This is a genomic window from Reichenbachiella carrageenanivorans (assembly GCF_025639805.1).
Lineage (GTDB): Bacteria > Bacteroidota > Bacteroidia > Cytophagales > Cyclobacteriaceae > Reichenbachiella > Reichenbachiella carrageenanivorans.
This window is the reverse complement of record NZ_CP106735.1, coordinates 516,379-533,513: the sequence shown is the minus strand read 5'-3', so window position 1 is coordinate 533,513 and position 17,135 is coordinate 516,379. Positions and strand designations below refer to the sequence as shown.

Annotated in this window: 16 protein-coding genes; 15 read left to right on the top strand and 1 reads right to left on the bottom strand. The window is 42.7% G+C overall.

The genetic code is table 11. The annotated features are described in order from the left end of the window. Positions 1 to 51: 51 nt before the first annotated feature. The 7 genes from N7E81_RS01975 (at position 52) to N7E81_RS01945 (ending at position 7,971) form a co-directional block, all read left to right on the top strand. Entirely contained in the window at positions 52 to 1,254 is a 1,203-nt protein-coding gene (locus N7E81_RS01975; protein ID WP_263051603.1) for a T9SS type A sorting domain-containing protein, read from the top strand. 30 nt (positions 1,255 to 1,284) lie between these two features. Then, positions 1,285 to 1,737 (top strand): hypothetical protein, encoded by a 453-nt coding sequence (locus N7E81_RS01970; protein ID WP_263051602.1) that lies wholly within the window; start codon positions 1,285 to 1,287, stop codon positions 1,735 to 1,737. Positions 1,738 to 1,771: 34 nt separating this feature from the next. Next, complete coding sequence (locus N7E81_RS01965; RefSeq protein ID WP_263051601.1) at positions 1,772 to 3,037, top strand: M14 family metallopeptidase; 1,266 nt, start codon at positions 1,772 to 1,774, stop codon at positions 3,035 to 3,037. A gap of 10 nt (positions 3,038 to 3,047) precedes the next feature. Beyond that, a complete protein-coding gene (locus N7E81_RS01960) occupies positions 3,048 to 4,616 on the top strand; it encodes an N-acyl-D-amino-acid deacylase family protein (protein ID WP_263051600.1) in 1,569 nt (522 codons plus the stop codon). 15 nt (positions 4,617 to 4,631) lie between these two features. Then, positions 4,632 to 5,918: a dicarboxylate/amino acid:cation symporter gene (locus N7E81_RS01955; protein ID WP_263051599.1), complete on the top strand. Its 1,287-nt coding sequence runs from the start codon at positions 4,632 to 4,634 to the stop codon at positions 5,916 to 5,918. A gap of 85 nt (positions 5,919 to 6,003) precedes the next feature. Next, on the top strand, positions 6,004 to 6,432 hold the full coding sequence (locus N7E81_RS01950) for a VOC family protein (protein ID WP_263051598.1): 429 nt from the start codon (positions 6,004 to 6,006) through the stop codon (positions 6,430 to 6,432). 18 nt (positions 6,433 to 6,450) lie between these two features. Next, positions 6,451 to 7,971 carry a glutamate racemase gene (locus tag N7E81_RS01945; RefSeq protein ID WP_263051597.1) on the top strand — a complete coding sequence of 507 codons (1,521 nt, stop codon included), beginning with the start codon at positions 6,451 to 6,453 and terminating at the stop codon, positions 7,969 to 7,971. A gap of 43 nt (positions 7,972 to 8,014) precedes the next feature. Here N7E81_RS01945 and N7E81_RS01940 read toward each other — a convergent pair whose 3' ends face one another. Further along, the gene (locus N7E81_RS01940) at positions 8,015 to 9,037 is read right to left on the bottom strand and encodes a LacI family DNA-binding transcriptional regulator (protein WP_263051596.1); all 1,023 of its coding nucleotides are present in this window, start codon (positions 9,035 to 9,037) and stop codon (positions 8,015 to 8,017) included. A 116-nt stretch (positions 9,038 to 9,153) separates the two neighbouring features. On the opposite strand from N7E81_RS01940, the gene N7E81_RS01935 reads away from it, so the two are divergent. From N7E81_RS01935 to N7E81_RS01900, 8 genes are all read left to right on the top strand, one after another. Further along, entirely contained in the window at positions 9,154 to 10,761 is a 1,608-nt protein-coding gene (locus tag N7E81_RS01935; protein WP_263051595.1) for a UxaA family hydrolase, read from the top strand. After that, positions 10,737 to 11,537, top strand: coding sequence for an SDR family NAD(P)-dependent oxidoreductase (locus N7E81_RS01930; RefSeq protein ID WP_263051594.1), 801 nt, complete (start codon positions 10,737 to 10,739; stop codon positions 11,535 to 11,537). Before N7E81_RS01935 ends, N7E81_RS01930 begins: the two co-directional genes overlap by 25 nt. Before the next feature lie 83 nt (positions 11,538 to 11,620). After that, positions 11,621 to 12,469, top strand: coding sequence for a fumarylacetoacetate hydrolase family protein (locus N7E81_RS01925; protein WP_263051593.1), 849 nt, complete (start codon positions 11,621 to 11,623; stop codon positions 12,467 to 12,469). A 157-nt stretch (positions 12,470 to 12,626) separates the two neighbouring features. Then, a complete protein-coding gene (locus N7E81_RS01920; protein ID WP_263051592.1) occupies positions 12,627 to 13,784 on the top strand; it encodes an alpha-hydroxy acid oxidase in 1,158 nt (385 codons plus the stop codon). Beyond that, the gene (locus tag N7E81_RS01915; protein ID WP_263051591.1) at positions 13,781 to 14,614 is read left to right on the top strand and encodes an amidohydrolase family protein; all 834 of its coding nucleotides are present in this window, start codon (positions 13,781 to 13,783) and stop codon (positions 14,612 to 14,614) included. The genes N7E81_RS01920 and N7E81_RS01915 overlap by 4 nt, the downstream gene beginning before the upstream one ends. A gap of 11 nt (positions 14,615 to 14,625) precedes the next feature. Beyond that, a complete protein-coding gene (locus tag N7E81_RS01910; RefSeq protein WP_263051590.1) occupies positions 14,626 to 15,417 on the top strand; it encodes an SDR family oxidoreductase in 792 nt (263 codons plus the stop codon). A gap of 32 nt (positions 15,418 to 15,449) precedes the next feature. Beyond that, positions 15,450 to 16,775 (top strand): L-fucose:H+ symporter permease, encoded by a 1,326-nt coding sequence (gene fucP, locus N7E81_RS01905; RefSeq protein ID WP_263051589.1) that lies wholly within the window; start codon positions 15,450 to 15,452, stop codon positions 16,773 to 16,775. Continuing rightward, a complete protein-coding gene (locus tag N7E81_RS01900) occupies positions 16,772 to 17,119 on the top strand; it encodes an L-rhamnose mutarotase (RefSeq protein WP_317624063.1) in 348 nt (115 codons plus the stop codon). Before fucP ends, N7E81_RS01900 begins: the two co-directional genes overlap by 4 nt. Positions 17,120 to 17,135: the final 16 nt, after the last annotated feature.

Genomic DNA, 17,135 nt, shown 5'->3' with positions numbered 1-17,135 from the left:
AGGATCACAAAGATAATATGTGTTATAGTATCGATTGTTTCCTGGCTGCCTATGGCAGCCCAGGAAACAATCGATGCGAACATTTACGACCTCGTGTATGCAGAAGTAGCCGCCTTGCCAGGGGCATCTACCAATGTTTTTACATCGCTAGATGGTGAAGATAAATCTGAATGGCAGACTTTGGTAGATAAGGTGATCTCCAAAGAGTATGCAGAGGCAGCTCTTGCAGCTACTGGGTTAGGGTATGAATTGGTCAATGTAAAGGATACAGATGGAGGTAAGTCACTCAATTTGTATATGCTACGCAAGCTTGCAGATTCTGACAATTATTGGGGGACTTATATCTTCAATGATAAACCTGCGCGGGCACAAGTAGTAATCCAAAGTCCACATGCCATTAAAGATCGAAATACAGGTGTTGAGGGAGCATATGTCTTTAGAGAAATGGGTGCTAGGGCGTTCTTTTTGACAGGTACCGACCGTTGTAATAGTTTGGCTTCATCAAGTTGCTCAGGGACTACAAGTGTCTGTGGCTATGAAGAAAAATATAGAATTTCGGACGTGGCTCACAATACCAATGGAGCTTTTCAGATAGTGACCGAACTTTTGAATGATGCCGAAAGCAATTACTTTATTCAGCTTCATGGGTTTGATAAAACCTCTTCAGATCCAAGTGCTATCTTGAGTTTGGGGGGGCGTACCATAGTGGGAAGCAATAAAATGCCAGATATAGAGACGAACCTGAAAGTAGAAGACAACCTACTTACATTCGAAAACTCGACCAACAACAGCTGGAGTAAACTATTGGGGTTTACCAATACCCAAGGAAGGTACATCAACCAAGGCACAGATCCTTGTATGTCGAATGCAGAAACTGCCAACGGTAGATTTATACACATTGAGCAAGAGTACGATCGATTGAGAAAAGATGTGGACGAGTGGAAAAAAATGGCAAATGCCTTAAAAGCCACCTTTCCCTTGTCTGATGGAAGTATTACCTCAGTAGGCATAGGCGAGCCCAAAGACATCAATTTGTATCCCAATCCAATTGTTAATTCTCTAAGCATTAGAAATTCGATGAATAGCAGGCTGAATCTCAAAATTTTCACATTGAGTGGAGAAGAGGTCTTGAATAGGTCTATCGAAGTAGGAATCAATAATCAGTCTGCTTCTGCTCTAGAGCGGGGTGTGTACTTATATACAGTGTCCGACGGACAGCAAGTAGTAAGAAGTGGCAAACTAGTCAAACAGTAGTTATCTAAATAATCAAAAAAATTGAAAGAGATGAAAAAAATTAATCCTATACACATACTATTATTGGTTTTGCTTAGTGCGCTTGTCGGCTGTGGAGACGACTCGTCGAATATACCAGAAGAGGAGGAGCACAGTAGGCTAATCGCAGGTACTTGGGTGCTTGGTGAAAATTCTCAAGTGCTGAGAGATGGCAATGATATTACTTTAGACTATCAAGATTTTTCCATCTTCTTTACCGAGCAATTCGGCTATTACGCAGAGGGAGATCCCAACAATATCATTTATCCACAAGGGACTTGGCAATATGTAGATGGCAATTTCGGACAAATTGTATTGAATGAAGATGAACGACCCATTGCAGTCGCATTGGCTCAAGACAATACCGTACTTACAATCACATTTACCAATGATACCAACGAGCCATTAGGAGCTCGTAGCAAAGGAATTACGGGTTCTTACACTTTCATACTGAGCAAGGAATAACACAGGTCTAGGGTTATCGCAGACAATTAGAATTATGAGAATTAAAATTGGATATGGTGTATTGGTTTATATAGTTTATGGATTGGCGTGTGTGTCGATTGGAGCGGGGTGTAGTGTTTCCCAAAAGGGAGCAAGTACCTACGATTTTCCTAAGCCAGTCGATACCCATTCTAAAACTATAGCGTATCAAGAAAAGAAAGTATATGCCACCGCGGCTGGGCTTTATGCAAGCAATCTGTTTGATGGTGCACGGCTCAATAATTTTAGGCAGATCAGCGACAGTTCATTTTACGCTACGATAATGCCTGAAAACGAACCTATAAATCAGAGTGCATGGTACGCATTCAAATTGTGGAGAAAAGAAGCCTCTGAGCAATATGTGACCTTGGAATACCCCACTGGAAAGCATCGGTTTTACCCAAAGCTCAGTCACGATGGAGTGACATGGTCTTTGTTAGATTCCGCTCGTATTTTGTACGATTCTGCTAGCCAGATGACTACGCTCAAGTTAGAGGTGTCTTCGGATACGCTTTGGGTAGCTGCTCAGGAAGTCTTAGATGCTAAAATGGGGCTGCAATGGTGCGAGACGATTTCAGAATCTGAACTTGTCACCTACGAGACCATAGGCCGATCAGCTCTTGGTCGTCAAATTCCCTGGTTGCAAATCAAGGAAGGCGATCCAAAAGGCAAGAAAATGATTGTTGTCTTGAGTAGACAGCACCCCCCAGAAGTAACGGGATATCTCGCCATGCAAGCTTTTATTGAGGGCTTGCTCCAATCCGATCAGATTGATGAATTCTTGGAAGAATATCAAGTATTTGTTTACCCATTGATCAATCCTGATGGCGTGGATTTGGGACACTGGAGACACAATTCTGGCGGGGTGGATCTCAATCGAGATTGGGCCTACTACCGTCAGCCAGAGACTCGCCTGGTGGCAAATCACTTGGCCAATGCTGTGGATAGTCTCAAGGCACAGGTAATCTTAGGTCTCGATTTTCATTCTACTTTCCATGATGTCTATTATACTTTGGATGCCGATAAGATTTCTGTACAGACCATTCCTTGGTTGAGGAATCAATGGTTTGCTAGCTTGGAAAATCAAATAGAGGGATACCATGCCAATGAAAGCGCGGCTGGTTTGGGCACTCCTGTCACCAAAGGGTGGTTCTATACGCAGTTTGGAGCGGAGGGTATTACTTATGAAATAGGTGATAGTACCCCAAGAGACGAAATTCAAACCATAGGTTCGGTCTCAGCTCAAGAATTAATAAAGATTCTCTTACAATCAGATTTGTAATCAACAACTCATGAAATATCTTATCGGAATAACTCTGGCTGTATTGGTCTGCTTGTTTTTCTTTTTTTCTTTCAAAAGCATAAATGTAGAGGTTTGGATCAAAGGAGGCACCATTGTAGACGGTACTGGACGGGCAGCCTATGTCGGAGATCTTGCCATTATAGGAGATCGAATAGTCCATGTAGACCAGAATCTGGGTTCGCATATTAGCGCAAAAACAATTGTTGATGCCAGAGGTCTTATCGTTTCTCCGGGCTTTATAGATCCACATACCCACAGTATTGGAGACTTAAAGAGTCTGTCTAGACGTCAGAATTTGAATTACCTGACCCAAGGAGTGACTACCGTAATGAATGGGAATGATGGTGAAGGACCATATAACGTAGATCGTATAAGTGAAGTACTACTCGCCAATGGCATAGGTACCAATACTGCATTTTTAGTCGGTCATGGGACGGTAAGAGAGGCCGTGTTGGGCAGCAAAGATGAACGGCCAGATTCAGCACAACTGGCACAAATGAAGCTGTTGGTCGATCAAGGGATGAAGGAAGGTGCTTTTGGGCTATCAGCAGGGTTGTACTACGCTCCTGGGAGTTTTTCTAAAACAGATGAAGTATCAGCTCTGGCAGCCGTTGTTAAACCATATGGCGGGCTATATGAAAGCCATATTCGAGATGAAAGCACCTATAATATTGGTTTGGTAGCGGCAATAGACGAAGCCATTACGGTCGGAAAAGAAGCGGGAGTGCCTGTGCATATAGCGCACATCAAGGCACTTGGCGTAGATGTATGGGGAAAAAGCCAAGAAGTAATTGATCTGATAGAAAATGCACAAAGGTCTGGTGTTTTAGTGACGGCTGATCAGTATCCGTGGCGGGCTTCTGGTACACACCTAGGCAATGCACTGCTCAACCGTTGGGTGATGGCAGATGGTAAAGAAGCCTATCAAAATAGACTTATAGATGAACGCCTACTTCCAAAAATCAGAGCGGAGTTAAATGAAAATTTAAGAAGAAGAGGTGGTGCAGAAGCTTTATTGATCACGGCCGATTGCTGGGAAGAAAAATTCATTGCCAAAAACATCAAACAAATAGCTGAGGAACTCCAAATGAGCCCTGAAGAAACCGTCTTGTATATTCTACGCAATGGTGGTGCACGAGTAGCTTCTTTCAATATGAATGAAACGGACATTAAGAATTTTATGCAGCAACCTTGGGTGATGACATGCTCTGATGGTACCAAAGGGCACCCAAGAAAATATGCCAGTTTTCCTGAGAAGTATGAACGCTTCGTGCTCGAAGATCCGATTCTGTCTCTTGAGGAATTTGTGCACCGTAGTTCAGGCTTAGTTGCTCAGACGTTTGGCATACCTGAGCGTGGGGTGTTAAAAGAAGGATTCAAAGCAGATGTATTGGTTTGGGATGCAAAAAACTACAAGGCGTTGGCAGACTTTGTAGATCCAGAAAAAATGTCTTCAGGGATCATATATGCCTTTGTAAACGGACAACTGACGATTGAACAGGGGATGTACACAGGTGCCTTGTCTGGTCAGGTATTGAGAAAAACAGCAAATAAGTAGATATAATAATTGACCATGAGAAAATTACCCTTACATATAAAAATCATTTTAGGGCTGGCTTTAGGCTTGTTGTTTGGTGTGCTGAGCATTATCTGTCAGTGGCCTCCAGAGTTTACGATTTACTATATCAAGCCCTTTGGTACACTGTTTGTCAATGCCCTGAAAATGATCGCAGTACCGTTGGTATTGGCTTCGCTCATCGTGGGTGTTTCTAATTTGGGTGATATCTCAAAGCTATCGCGAATGGGAGCTAAAACGATCGGTTTATATCTGGCGACTACAGTACTGGCTACCAGCCTTGGTATGCTGGCGGTGAATGTGATGAAACCTGGTGAAAAGCTCTCAGTAGAGACTCGGGATGACCTGATGTCTCTCTATGCTAAAGAGGTAGAAAAGAAAGCGGATTCGGCATCTGAGTTGAAAAGTGAAGGGCCGCTACAGCCAATAGTCAAACTGATACCGACCAATATCATCTCAGCGGCTTCCGACAACAAGATGATGTTACAAATAGTACTTTTTGCTATAGCGGCAGGTATTGCCTTGCTCGAAGTACCAAAGAAAAAAGGGACACCTGTAATTGCTTTTTTTGATGGTCTCAATGACATCATTATTAAGCTGGTACACTACATCATGCAAGTGGCTCCGTACTGTGTGTTTGCTTTGATTGCTTCGCTGATTGTAGAGCTGGCAGGTACCGATGCTGCCAAAGCATTTGACCTGCTCTATGCTTTGATGTGGTATGTCACGACTGTATTGTTAGGCCTAGGAGCTATGATCTTATTGGTTTACCCTTCTGTACTTATGGTTTTCACCAAAATAAAGTATGCCGATTTTTTTCGTGGTATACGACCAGCTCAATTGCTTGCATTTAGCACCAGTTCTAGCTCGGCGACACTTCCTGTTACGATGGATTGTTTAGAGCAAAACCTCAAGGTACCAGAGGAGGTAGCCAGTTTTGTGCTTCCGCTAGGTGCTACCATCAACATGGATGGTACCAGTCTCTATCAAAGTGTAGCTGCTGTATTCATTGCTCAGGCTTTAGGTATGGAGTTATCTATTGGTAGTCAGCTCATGATTGTACTTACAGCTACGCTGGCGTCTGTGGGGTCGGCTGGAGTGCCAGGAGCAGGGATGGTTATGCTGGTCATCGTATTGGAATCTATCGGAGTACCTGCGGCGGGGATTGCACTGATTGTGGCACCAGATCGCCTGCTAGATATGTGCCGAACTACCGTGAATGTGACAGGTGATGCTACTGTTACGATGGTGGTGGCGCACGCAGAACAGCCTAAAAGTATTTAAAACTACATTAACCCAAAACAAGCAATGCCTCAAGCTCTATTTGAGCTTGGGGATTGCGGTTTTAAAAAGTAAAAAAACACTGAATATGAGCGATATTAGACCTTTTCACTTAGCCATTCCTGTAGTTGATCTTGATAAGTGTCGAGAATTTTATAGGGAAACAATGTCTTGTACCGAAGGCCGTAGCGATAGCAAATGGGTGGATTTTGATTTTTATGGTCATCAGTTGGTCATTCATCAAGTACCTGCTCTTCCTGCAAATGCCGATCAGCAACGCAATCCAGTAGATGGTAAGCAGGTGCCTGTACCGCATTTTGGTGTGGTGCTGTCGTGGGAAGAATGGAACAAGCTGGCCGATCGTCTTAAATCACTGCAAATTACTTTTTTGATAGAACCGTGCATTAGGTTCGAAGGCCTCCCAGGCGAGCAGGCTACTATGTTTTTTTTAGACCCAGAAGGCAATGCGCTAGAGTTTAAAGCCTTCAAAGATATCAATAGGTTGTTTCATAAATAATTTGACACTATATCAATCATGAGAATATTTAAACCACACTTTTTATTGTTTTTAGTAGGGCTGGTTTTTGCTTGTCAGAGTCCTAATTCACCAGTTGATACAGATATACGACGTACGATTATAGGTGATGAAAAAAGCTTCTATCATATCGATTTTGAGAATTATCCTGCGAATAGGAAAAGCCTTCCTATAGGAGTATTTGATTCTGGCACAGGAGGGTTGACTGTACTCAAGGCCATAGTGAATTTTGATGAATATGGAGGGGAAAGCCATGCGTTGGGAGCAGACGGAGTGCAAGATTTTGCAGGAGAGTCTTTTATCTACTTAGGGGATCAAGCCAATATGCCTTATGGGAATTACTCGAATGCAGGAAAAGTGGATTTGCTAAAAGAACATATCATCAAAGATGCTCAGTTTTTATTAGGCAATAAATATTACACCGGACCAGAGGATTCTGTTTATCAATCGGACAAAGATCCTGTGAAGGCCATTGTGGTAGCTTGTAATACAGCCACAGCTTATGGAAAGAGTGATTTAGATGATTTTTTGCAAATGGCTCATTCGGATGTAAAGGTTATTGGCGTTATTGATGCAGGAGTGCGTGGTGCCTTGGAGCTGTTCGGACAAGACGAAAATGGTATTGTTGGCGTACTAGCCACAGCAGGGACAGTAGCCTCAAAAGGCTATAAAAGTGCTCTGGATAAGTATATCAAAGAGCTAGGCTATACGGGGCATATAGAGGTGTTTGATCAAGGGGGAGTTGGTATCGCAGAAGCCGTAGATGAGGATGCTAATTACTTTGTGAGAGGACTGAAAACCCCAAGAGAATCATATAAAGGCCCAGATTTGTCTGGTGATTTAAAAATAGATAAGACACTATTAGATATTTATAACTTTGACTATGATGCTGGCAAGATGCTTTGTGATGCTGCCAGTGCTGATGACTGCTCCATTATGCAGATCAACGATGCTGAAAACTACGTTCGATATCATTTGGTAACTCTATTAGAGAAAATCAGAAAATCAGAATCATCAAACCAGTTGAAAACCATCATCCTAGGCTGTACGCATTATCCTTATCTTACCGAAGAAATCAGTAAGGTGCTCACAGAACTGTATAATTATCAAAATCAGGAGGGGCAATTGATTTATCGGTCATATATGGTGGAGCATATTACATTGGTAGATCCTGCTGTGAATACAGCCAGAGAGTTGTTTGCTCATTTGCAGGAGTCGGCATTGTTTAGTGAAACTAATCGTATAGAAAACAGTGAGTTTTATATTAGTGTGCCTAATCAGACCAATCAGCATATCCAGACAGATAAGCAGGGCAATTTTACATATGATTATAAATATGGACGTCAGGCGGGACAAAATCAGGAATTTGTGAAGGTGGTGCCTTTTTCTAAGAAAAATATCTCATCAGATATCTTGGAGCGGTTTAAACAGCAAATACCTAATGTATATGAGCTGATGGTCAAGTTTAACGAAACCAACCCAAAGGCGGAGTATTTGTCTCCTTTTGATAAAATACAATGAAAGTTTTGCTTGGTATATTTTAAATTTCAATCAACACATGCATTTAGTTTTGCTTTCTTTTTGTGGATGCCCGAACGACAATCTCTGGCTTGATTATAATCTTTTCGTTTTGCATGGTTTCATCGCCCCTGATCAGAGAGAGTAGTTTTTGAGAAGCTAGCTTGCCCATTTTGGGGCCTACTTGCTGAGTAGACGAAAGCTGTGGCTCCATATAAGTAGCTACGGGCTCATCAGAAAACCCAATCACGACGATGTCATCTGGTATTTTTTTTCCTAATTCTTGAAGAATATTGATGGAATAGTTGGCTACATAATCGTTGAATACAGATAATCCGTCTAAAGAGGGGTGCGATTTAAATATTTTGTTCAAAAACTGCTTGGTACTCTCTTTGTCTTCTTCCTGATAGTGGATGAGTTTTTCATCGAGCTTTATTTTGTGGTCATTTAGGGCATCTATATAGCCGTATAGCCTGTTGTTGCTATTGTTCAGGTTGATACTGCCAGAGATGTGCGCAATCGTTTTGCAGCCCACTTCACACAGGTGTTTGGTGGCATCATACGAACCTTGGTAGTCATTTAAAATCACCTTGGGGACAGGCAAAAAGTTGGCCACTCGATCATAAAAAACCAAAGGGATATCATACTTCAGTAGCTTTTCATAGTGGTCAAATTTTTTGGTTTGTATCGACAAGGCAGCAATAACCCCATCTACCCGATAATTCAGACATTTTTCTATAGCTTTTTTCTCTTTTTGCTCAGACTCTTGCGTGTTTAGTAGAAGCACGACATAGCCAGCTTCATTTAGAATCTGTTCTATTTGATCCACTACTTTGGCAAAAAAGTGGAGTGAAATATCAGGGACTATTACGCCTATGAGTTGGCTCTTTCCTTTGAGCAAATGATGGGAGCTGGCATTGGTGCGATAACCCAGCTGATCCGCTAGCTTTTTTACTTTTTCTGTCGTGGATTTACTTATTCTTGGATTGTCCTTTAGCGCTCTGGATACGGTACTATGTGAAATGCCTAGTTGCCGTGCGATATCGCTTACTGTTACAAAATTTCCCATGATCAAATATAAATTACACACCTGTGCGCAGCAACTATCCATTGATTTTTTTGACTAAAGGATACCATAACCCTTATCTATGTGAAGTAGAACAGGAAGAATATAAATAACTTGAAATGGAAAAGAAGACGATTCGAATAGACCCAAAAGACAATGTTTTGGTGGCTTTAGTTGGGATTGAAAAAGGAGATTTGGTCGTAGAGAATCAGACTTTTACACTTCAAGAACCAGTCGCTCAAAAACATAAATTCACTACGGTTGATTTGAAGGCGGGCGAGCAAGTGATCATGTATGGCGTACCAGTGGCTACGGCCAACCACGACCTTCCCAAGGGTAGTCTGATCAGTACTTCTAATATCAAACATTTTGCAGATGCCCCTGTTATCAAAGAAAATTTCAGTTATCAATGGAGTGCCCCTTCGGTGGATCAATGGAAAAACCGTTCATTTATGGGCTATCACAGGTCAGACGGAAAAGTAGGCACAGCCAATCATTGGTTGATCGTTCCTTTAGTGTTTTGTGAAAACAGGAATGTCAAAATTATCGAAGAGGCTTTGATCAAGGGGTTGGGGTATTACAAACCCAATCAATACGAACAAATGGTCAGGAATAAGGTTTCTGGAAGTTCGGAAAAAGCTGATACGTTGGAGCAAAAGCGAGTATTTAAAAACATAGATGGGATTAAAATTTTGAACCACGACGGTGGTTGTGGGGGGACACAGCAAGATTCGGAAACACTTCTCCGATTGCTATCTGGCTATGTGAGTCACCCCAATGTAGCAGGTGCGACCATCCTTAGCCTTGGGTGCCAGCATGCCCAAGTAGAGTGGTTCAAAAAAGTAAGAAATGGGTTGTATCCTCAGAATGAGAAGCCTGTCGTTTTTATAGAGCAGCAAGAATTAAAAACCGAGGAAAAGGTGGTCACTACTGCCATCGAGCAGACATTGGTTCATATGGAAGAAGTCAATAAAATAGAGCGAAAACCAGCTTCGCTAGATAAATTGATCGTAGGGCTGGAATGTGGTGGATCAGATGGTTTTTCGGGAATATCGGCCAATCCAGTTTTAGGCGAAACATCAGACACGCTAGTGACGCTAGGCGGAAGTACCATTTTGAGTGAATTTCCAGAGCTCAATGGCGTGGAACAAAATATAATCGATAGATGTGTAGACAAACCTACCGCAGAAAAATTTTTGAGCATACAGGATGCGTATGCCAAGCGAGCTCATGCAGTGGGATCAGGGTTTGATATGAATCCATCTCCAGGCAATGTAAAGGATGGGTTGATCACAGATGCAATCAAGTCAGCAGGTGCTGCCAAAAAGGGAGGCAAGGCACCTGTTAGCGATGTGTTGGATTATACAGAGCCAGTTACTAAGCCAGGATTGAACCTGCTATGCACACCAGGAAACGATGTGGAATCGACCACTGGATTGGCTGGGTCAGGAGCAAATATTATTTTATTTACGACTGGATTGGGCACCCCCACAGGCAATCCGATCACTCCCGTGATCAAGGTGTCGAGCAATACCAAAGTCTATGAAGAAATGTTTGATATCATAGATTTCAATACAGGGCCTGTGGCTGCAGGAGAGGCCTCACTCAAAGAAACGTCTGACCGACTTATCGAAAAAATAATAGCCGTGGCTAGTGGAGAAGAAACCAAAGCCATGAAGTTGGAACAAAATGATTTTATACCATGGAAAAGAGGAGTGTCACTATGATTCAAAAATTTAATTTATCTGGAAAAACAGCGCTTGTCACAGGCGGAGGGAGTGGTATAGGAGAAGCCATATCCAAGACATTGGCGCAGCAAGGGGCCAAAGTAGTAATTGCGGATTTGTCTCTACAAGCTGCTCAGCGAGTGGCCGATGAGATATCTGACGCTGAAGGATCGGCTGTTGCCGTTGCGTGCAATGTGGCAGACGAAGATCAGGTCAAAAATACGTTTCAAGAAATTGCGAAAGAGAATGGACTAGACATACTGGTCAATAATGCAGGAATTGCCCATGTTGGTAGTATTTCTAAAACCAGCTCGGAAGAATTTGACCGGATTTTAGATGTCAATGTAAAAGGTGTTTTTCATTGTTCGAAAATTGCAGTCGAATTGATGAAAATGAAAGGGGGCGTGATTGTCAACTTATCGTCGATAGCTGCCCACGTAGGTCTTACAGATCGATTTGCCTATTCGATGAGCAAAGGAGCCGTACATGCCATGACCATGTCTGTCGCTAAAGATTTTCTGGCTCACAACATCAGGTGTAATAGCATTTCACCAGGTCGGGTGCATACTCCGTTTGTGGATGGATTTCTTGCAAAGAACTATCCTGGAAACGAAAAAGAAATGTTTGACACCTTGTCAAAATCTCAGCCGATAGGCAGGATGGGCAACCCAGATGAAATCGGTGCACTTGTACTTTATCTATGTTCTGATGAAGCCTCATTTATTACTGGGAGTGACTTTCCGATTGATGGTGGATTTGTGACACTAAATACTTAATAAGAAATCATTTCTCCACCTTGGAGAATATATTAATAATGAGAATGATCGAAAAATAGAGGTCAAAACAAAATAATATAAGAATGAAATTAATAAGATACGGAAATGTAGGCGAAGAAAAGCCAGGTTTGGAATTTGAAGGCAAGTGGTACGATATGAGCCATTTGGTACGTGAATACGACGAAGATTTTTTTGCGGCTGGAGGCCTAGATAAATTGAAGGGAGAGTTTGATCCTAAACTAGCCAAAGAAGTGGATCAAAATACCCGATTGGGCGCACCTGTTCATCGCCCTGGCAAGATTATTTGTATCGGATTGAACTATCGAAAGCATGCGGAAGAAAGTGGGATGGATGTACCCAAAGAACCTGTCGTGTTTTTTAAAGCTACTTCATCGATCGTCGGACCAAACGATGCGATTGAAATCCCTAAGAACAGTAAAAAAACGGATTGGGAAGTAGAGCTAGCCGTAGTGATTGGCAAGCGAGCCAATTACATTTCGGAAGAAGAAGCCATGGATTATGTCGCAGGCTACTGCTTGCACAATGACGTAAGCGAAAGAGAATTTCAGATAGAGCGTGGCGGACAGTGGGTGAAAGGAAAGAGCTGCGATACGTTTGCTCCTTTAGGTCCATACCTAGTCACCAAAGATGAAATCAAGGATCCTAACAATCTCAACTTGTGGTTGACCGTGAACGGTAAAAAAGTGCAAGACGGAAACACAAACGATTTCATATTCAATGTACAGCATGTCATTTCCTACCTGTCACAGTTTATGAGTTTGATGCCAGGGGATGTGATCTCTACAGGTACTCCAGAGGGAGTAGGGTTCGGCTTCAAGCCTCCAGTTTACTTAAAAGGAGGAGATGTAGTAGAGCTAGGGATAGAAGGTCTAGGGTCGTCTAGACAAGAAGTGAAAAACTACGAAGGATAACGTAAATGCTGATTACGCCCGTATTGTGTCAGCATTTGTGTTAGAATGAATGGAATCCGCCAGAGAAGGTGTTTTGGTCCCAACCATACCATAAGCTCTGGCGGGATTTCATGCTTTTTGCTAGTCAATAGAGTACGCTTAAAATAACAGATACACCATGAGTGAAGTGAAAATAGCTTATGACTCTCGTTATCCTTCTGTGGATGACTTGAGAAAAAAAGCTAAAAAAAGGATTCCCAAATTCGCATTTGAATATCTCGATGGCGGGTGCAATGAGGACGTCAATTTGGATAGAAATCGAAGGGATTTACAACAAGTCGAATTGATGCCTCAATACTTGTCTGACAAGAGAGGGTCAGATATGCGTACGGAGCTTTTTGGGCATACCTATGATGCTCCATTTGGCATAGCGCCAGTAGGATTGCAAGGCCTCATGTGGCCAGGTGCCCCAGATATTCTTGCCAAGGCTGCTTTCAAGCATAATGTGCCTTTCGTTTTGAGCACAGTGACTACCTCTAGTATCGAACGTGCCGCGGAGCTGACCGAAGGAAGAGCATGGTTTCAGCTTTATCATCCAGTAGATACCAAATTGAGGGACGATTTGTTGAAAAGAGCAGCGGATGTAGAAATGCCCGTATTGGTGATTCTCGCCGATGTGCCCGTATTTGGACATAGACCCAGAGACATTCGCAATGGGCTATCGATGCCCCCAAAAATGTCGATATCCAATATCATGCAAGCATTTGGCAGGCCGAGTTGGGCGCTAAATACCCTGATCAAAGGGCAGCCCAATTTTGAAACGTTAAAACCTTATATGCCCAAAAATCTGGATTTATCTCAGTTGGGGAAATTCATGAATGATACGTTTTCGGGTTGGTTGAGCGAAGAGCGAATTGCACCCATCAGAGACCAGTGGAAAGGCAAACTAGTGATTAAAGGAGTCGTCAACGAATCGGATGCAGAGAAGGCTGTGAAGTTGGGCTTGGATGGGATAATCGTATCCAATCATGGCGGTCGTCAACTAGACGCTGGTCAGTCATCTATCGTGCCATTGGCAGCACTTGCACCTAAGTTTAAAGACAAACTCAAAGTGATGGTGGACTCAGGACTCAGAGGTGGGCCAGACATCGCCAGAGCCATGGCAAGTGGAGCGGATTTTACTTTTATGGGTCGTAGCTTCATGTATGGCGTTAGTGCCTTGGGAAAAAAAGGAGGCGATCATACGATTTCATTGCTCAAGACAGAACTAGATCAAGTCATGCAGCAAGTGTGCTGTCATCGAGTAGAAGACTTTCCTAATCATTTAATCAAATGAAAGTGATTGATTCACATCAACACTTTTGGGAATATGATCCCGTGAGAGACAGCTGGATCAGTGATGATATGGCTGTATTGAAAAGAGATTTCATGCCCATTGATTTAGCCGTAGAGTTAAAAGCCAACAAAATTGATGGATGTATAGCTGTACAGGCGGATCAAAGTGATAAGGAAACGATGTTTTTGCTACAGCAAGCAGAGAAAAACGACCTGGTCAAAGGCGTGGTCGGATGGGTGGATTTGCAGGCAGTAGACATCGAAAATCAATTAAAAAACTATTCAAAATACAAGAAACTGCTTGGCTTTCGGCATATCGTACAAGGGGAACCAGACCCTGATTTTATGCTGGGCACTAAGTTTCAAAATGGACTGGCTCAACTCCATCGATATGGATTCACATATGATATTTTAGTATACCCGAGCCAGTTACAGGCTGCCATCGAAACGGTGAAACGTCATCCCCAGCAGAAATTTGTGATTGATCATATGGCTAAGCCAGCGATCAAAGCTGGTGAAATAGAAGAGTGGAAAGCGTGTATGAAGGTGCTCGGTTCGTATGCTAATGTTTGGTGCAAGGTCTCTGGCTTAGTGACAGAGGCAGATTGGTCATCTTGGAAATATGAGGACCTGGTATCCTACCTAGATGTCGTAGTCTTAGCGTTTGGAATGGATAGAGTTATGTATGGTTCTGATTGGCCAGTATGCCTTCTTGCGGCAGAGTATAGTGAGGTGAGAGGTATCGTTGATCGATATTTTAATAAATATAGTAAGACAGAAAAGGGAAAATTTTTTGGACTCAATGCAATGGAATTTTATGGCATTGACTAAAGGCAAAAGGAATGGATTTAGAATTAAAAGATAAGATCGTATTGATCACAGGAGCTGCAGGCTTAAAGGGAAGTATAGGAGAAACAATTCTTCAGTCTTTAGTGAAGGAAGGTGCGATACCGGCAGTCATTGATCACAATGATCGTGGCTATGGTTATATCGAAGAAATTCAGGCAAATGGCGTAGATGGTCTGTTTGTAAAAACAGACGTTACAGACGTTGATCAAATAGAGAAAGCAGTACAAAAAGTAGTACAAAAATACGGGCGTATAGATGTAGTGATCAATAACGTGGGAGTGAATGACGGCGTAGGGCTAGATGCTACCGCCGAGGAGTTTATCCAATCCCTTAAGTTGAACGTAGTGAGTTATTTCCTAGTAGCCAAATACGCGCTTCCATATCTAAAAGAGACCAAAGGAAATATCCTAAATGTAGGATCAAAAGTAGCTTATACAGGCCAAGGCAATACTTCTGGGTATGCCGCAGCCAAAGGAGGCGTATTGTCTCTGACGCGAGAGTGGGCTGTAGATTTGATCAAATATGGTATCAGAGTCAATTGTTTGATCATCGCAGAATGTTGGACGCCATCCTATGACAAATGGATCAAAACCATGGAGAATGGTGAGGAAATTATGGAAGGTATCAAAGCCAAGATTCCATTGGAAAACAGAATGACAACTCCTCAAGAATTGGCAGATCAGGTACTATTCACCATCTCCAACAGAGCCTCTCATACCACTGGACAGCACATTTTTGCTGATGGGGGCTATACGCACTTGGATCGGGCACTCTTGTCCAGCTAAAAACAAATAACAACAACTAAAACAGCATGCGCATGACTAACAAAAACATACCCGTTGTAGCTAAGGAGCTATTGGTGCCATTTATCATCATTACGTCACTATTTGCACTGTGGGGTATTGCCAATGATCTGACCAACCCGATGGTGTCTGCTTTCAAAAAAGTGATGCCTGAGTTGTCGCACACACAAGCCTCGTTGGTGCAGTTTGCTTTTTATTTTGGCTATTTTTTCATGGCCATGCCTGCGGCGCTGTTTATTCGGAAGTTCAGTTATAAATCGGGTATTCTCTTGGGGCTAGCCCTATATGTGATGGGTGCCTTTTTGTTTTATCCAGCAGCTCAGCTTGCTAGTTTCAATTTTTACCTGATCTCCTTGTGGGTGATTACTTGTGGACTGGCATTTTTAGAAACTACTTCCAATCCCTTGGTGTTGGCACTAGGCCATCCCGAGACCGCTACGCGAAGATTGAACCTGGCTCAGGCCTTCAATCCTGTAGGTTCACTGACGGGTATGCTGATGGCACAAGTATTAGTGATCGGGTCGCTTCGCTCCAACGATTATTCTCAAGCAGCCTATAGCGCGCTCTCTTCGGAGGAGATGGCCGCCATCAGAGAAAATGATCTAAACATCATCAGTTTGCCTTATATCGGACTCGGTATATTGGTTTTGGTTATTCTGATCACGGTCGTTTTTATAAAAATACCAGCTACTGCCGAACAACAAAAAATGGGTCTGAAAGAATCTTTTCAAAAGCTTATTTCTAATAAAAGATATGTCTTAGGTGTGGTGGCTCAGATGTTTTATGTGGGTGCACAGATCATGTGCTGGACCTACATCTATCAGTATGTTGATTTTCTCAATGCTTCACTAGCAGCGGATCAGCAGCTCACCGCTACTTGGTTCAACATGGCCGCGATGATTATGTTTTTGTCTGGCCGATGGATAGGCACTGCCTTGATGAAGAATGTTGTACCCGCCCAATTGCTGATGCTATTCGGCGTGGCAGGAGCAAGCTGCCTAGCAGTATTGATATTGGTACAAGGTGTCTTGGGACTATATGCTTTGGTGCTCACTTCCATGTTTATGTCCATCATGTTTCCTACAATCTACGGCATTGCGCTCAAAGACATGGGTGACGAGGCTAAAATTGGTTCAGCTGGACTAGTGATGGCCATTGTAGGTGGTTCGTTTGGTCCTATTCTATTTGGAAGTTTGCTCGATATGGGAGGGCCAGACTTGGCAGATGTTCGTGTATTAGGATTTATTCCAGAGATCGCTTTTGCCTTTATTGTACCGCTGGTTTGTTTAGTGGTAGTAGCGGTGTATGGATTTTTGTCAAACAGAGAGAACAAGATATGAGTATTCAAAGGTATTGCTTGGCGCTGGATCTGAAAAATGATCCCGTACTGATAGAAAAGTATAAAGCATACCATGCGCAAGGAGGTGTATGGCCCGAAATATTGGAAAGCATAAAATCGGCAGGTATTACAGATATGCAAATCTTCTGCACGGGTAATAGGCTTTTTATGATTATGGAAGTCAGTGCGTCCTTTGATTCAACACAAAAAGCCAAGGCGGATGCTGAAAACCCAAAAGTCCAAGAGTGGGAAACACTCATGGATCAGTTTCAACTACCGTTGCCTTGGGCAAAGGAAGGGCAGAAATGGGTGCCGATGGATCAGATTTTCGGTTTGAAAAATTAAAAAAGTAATTAAGAAT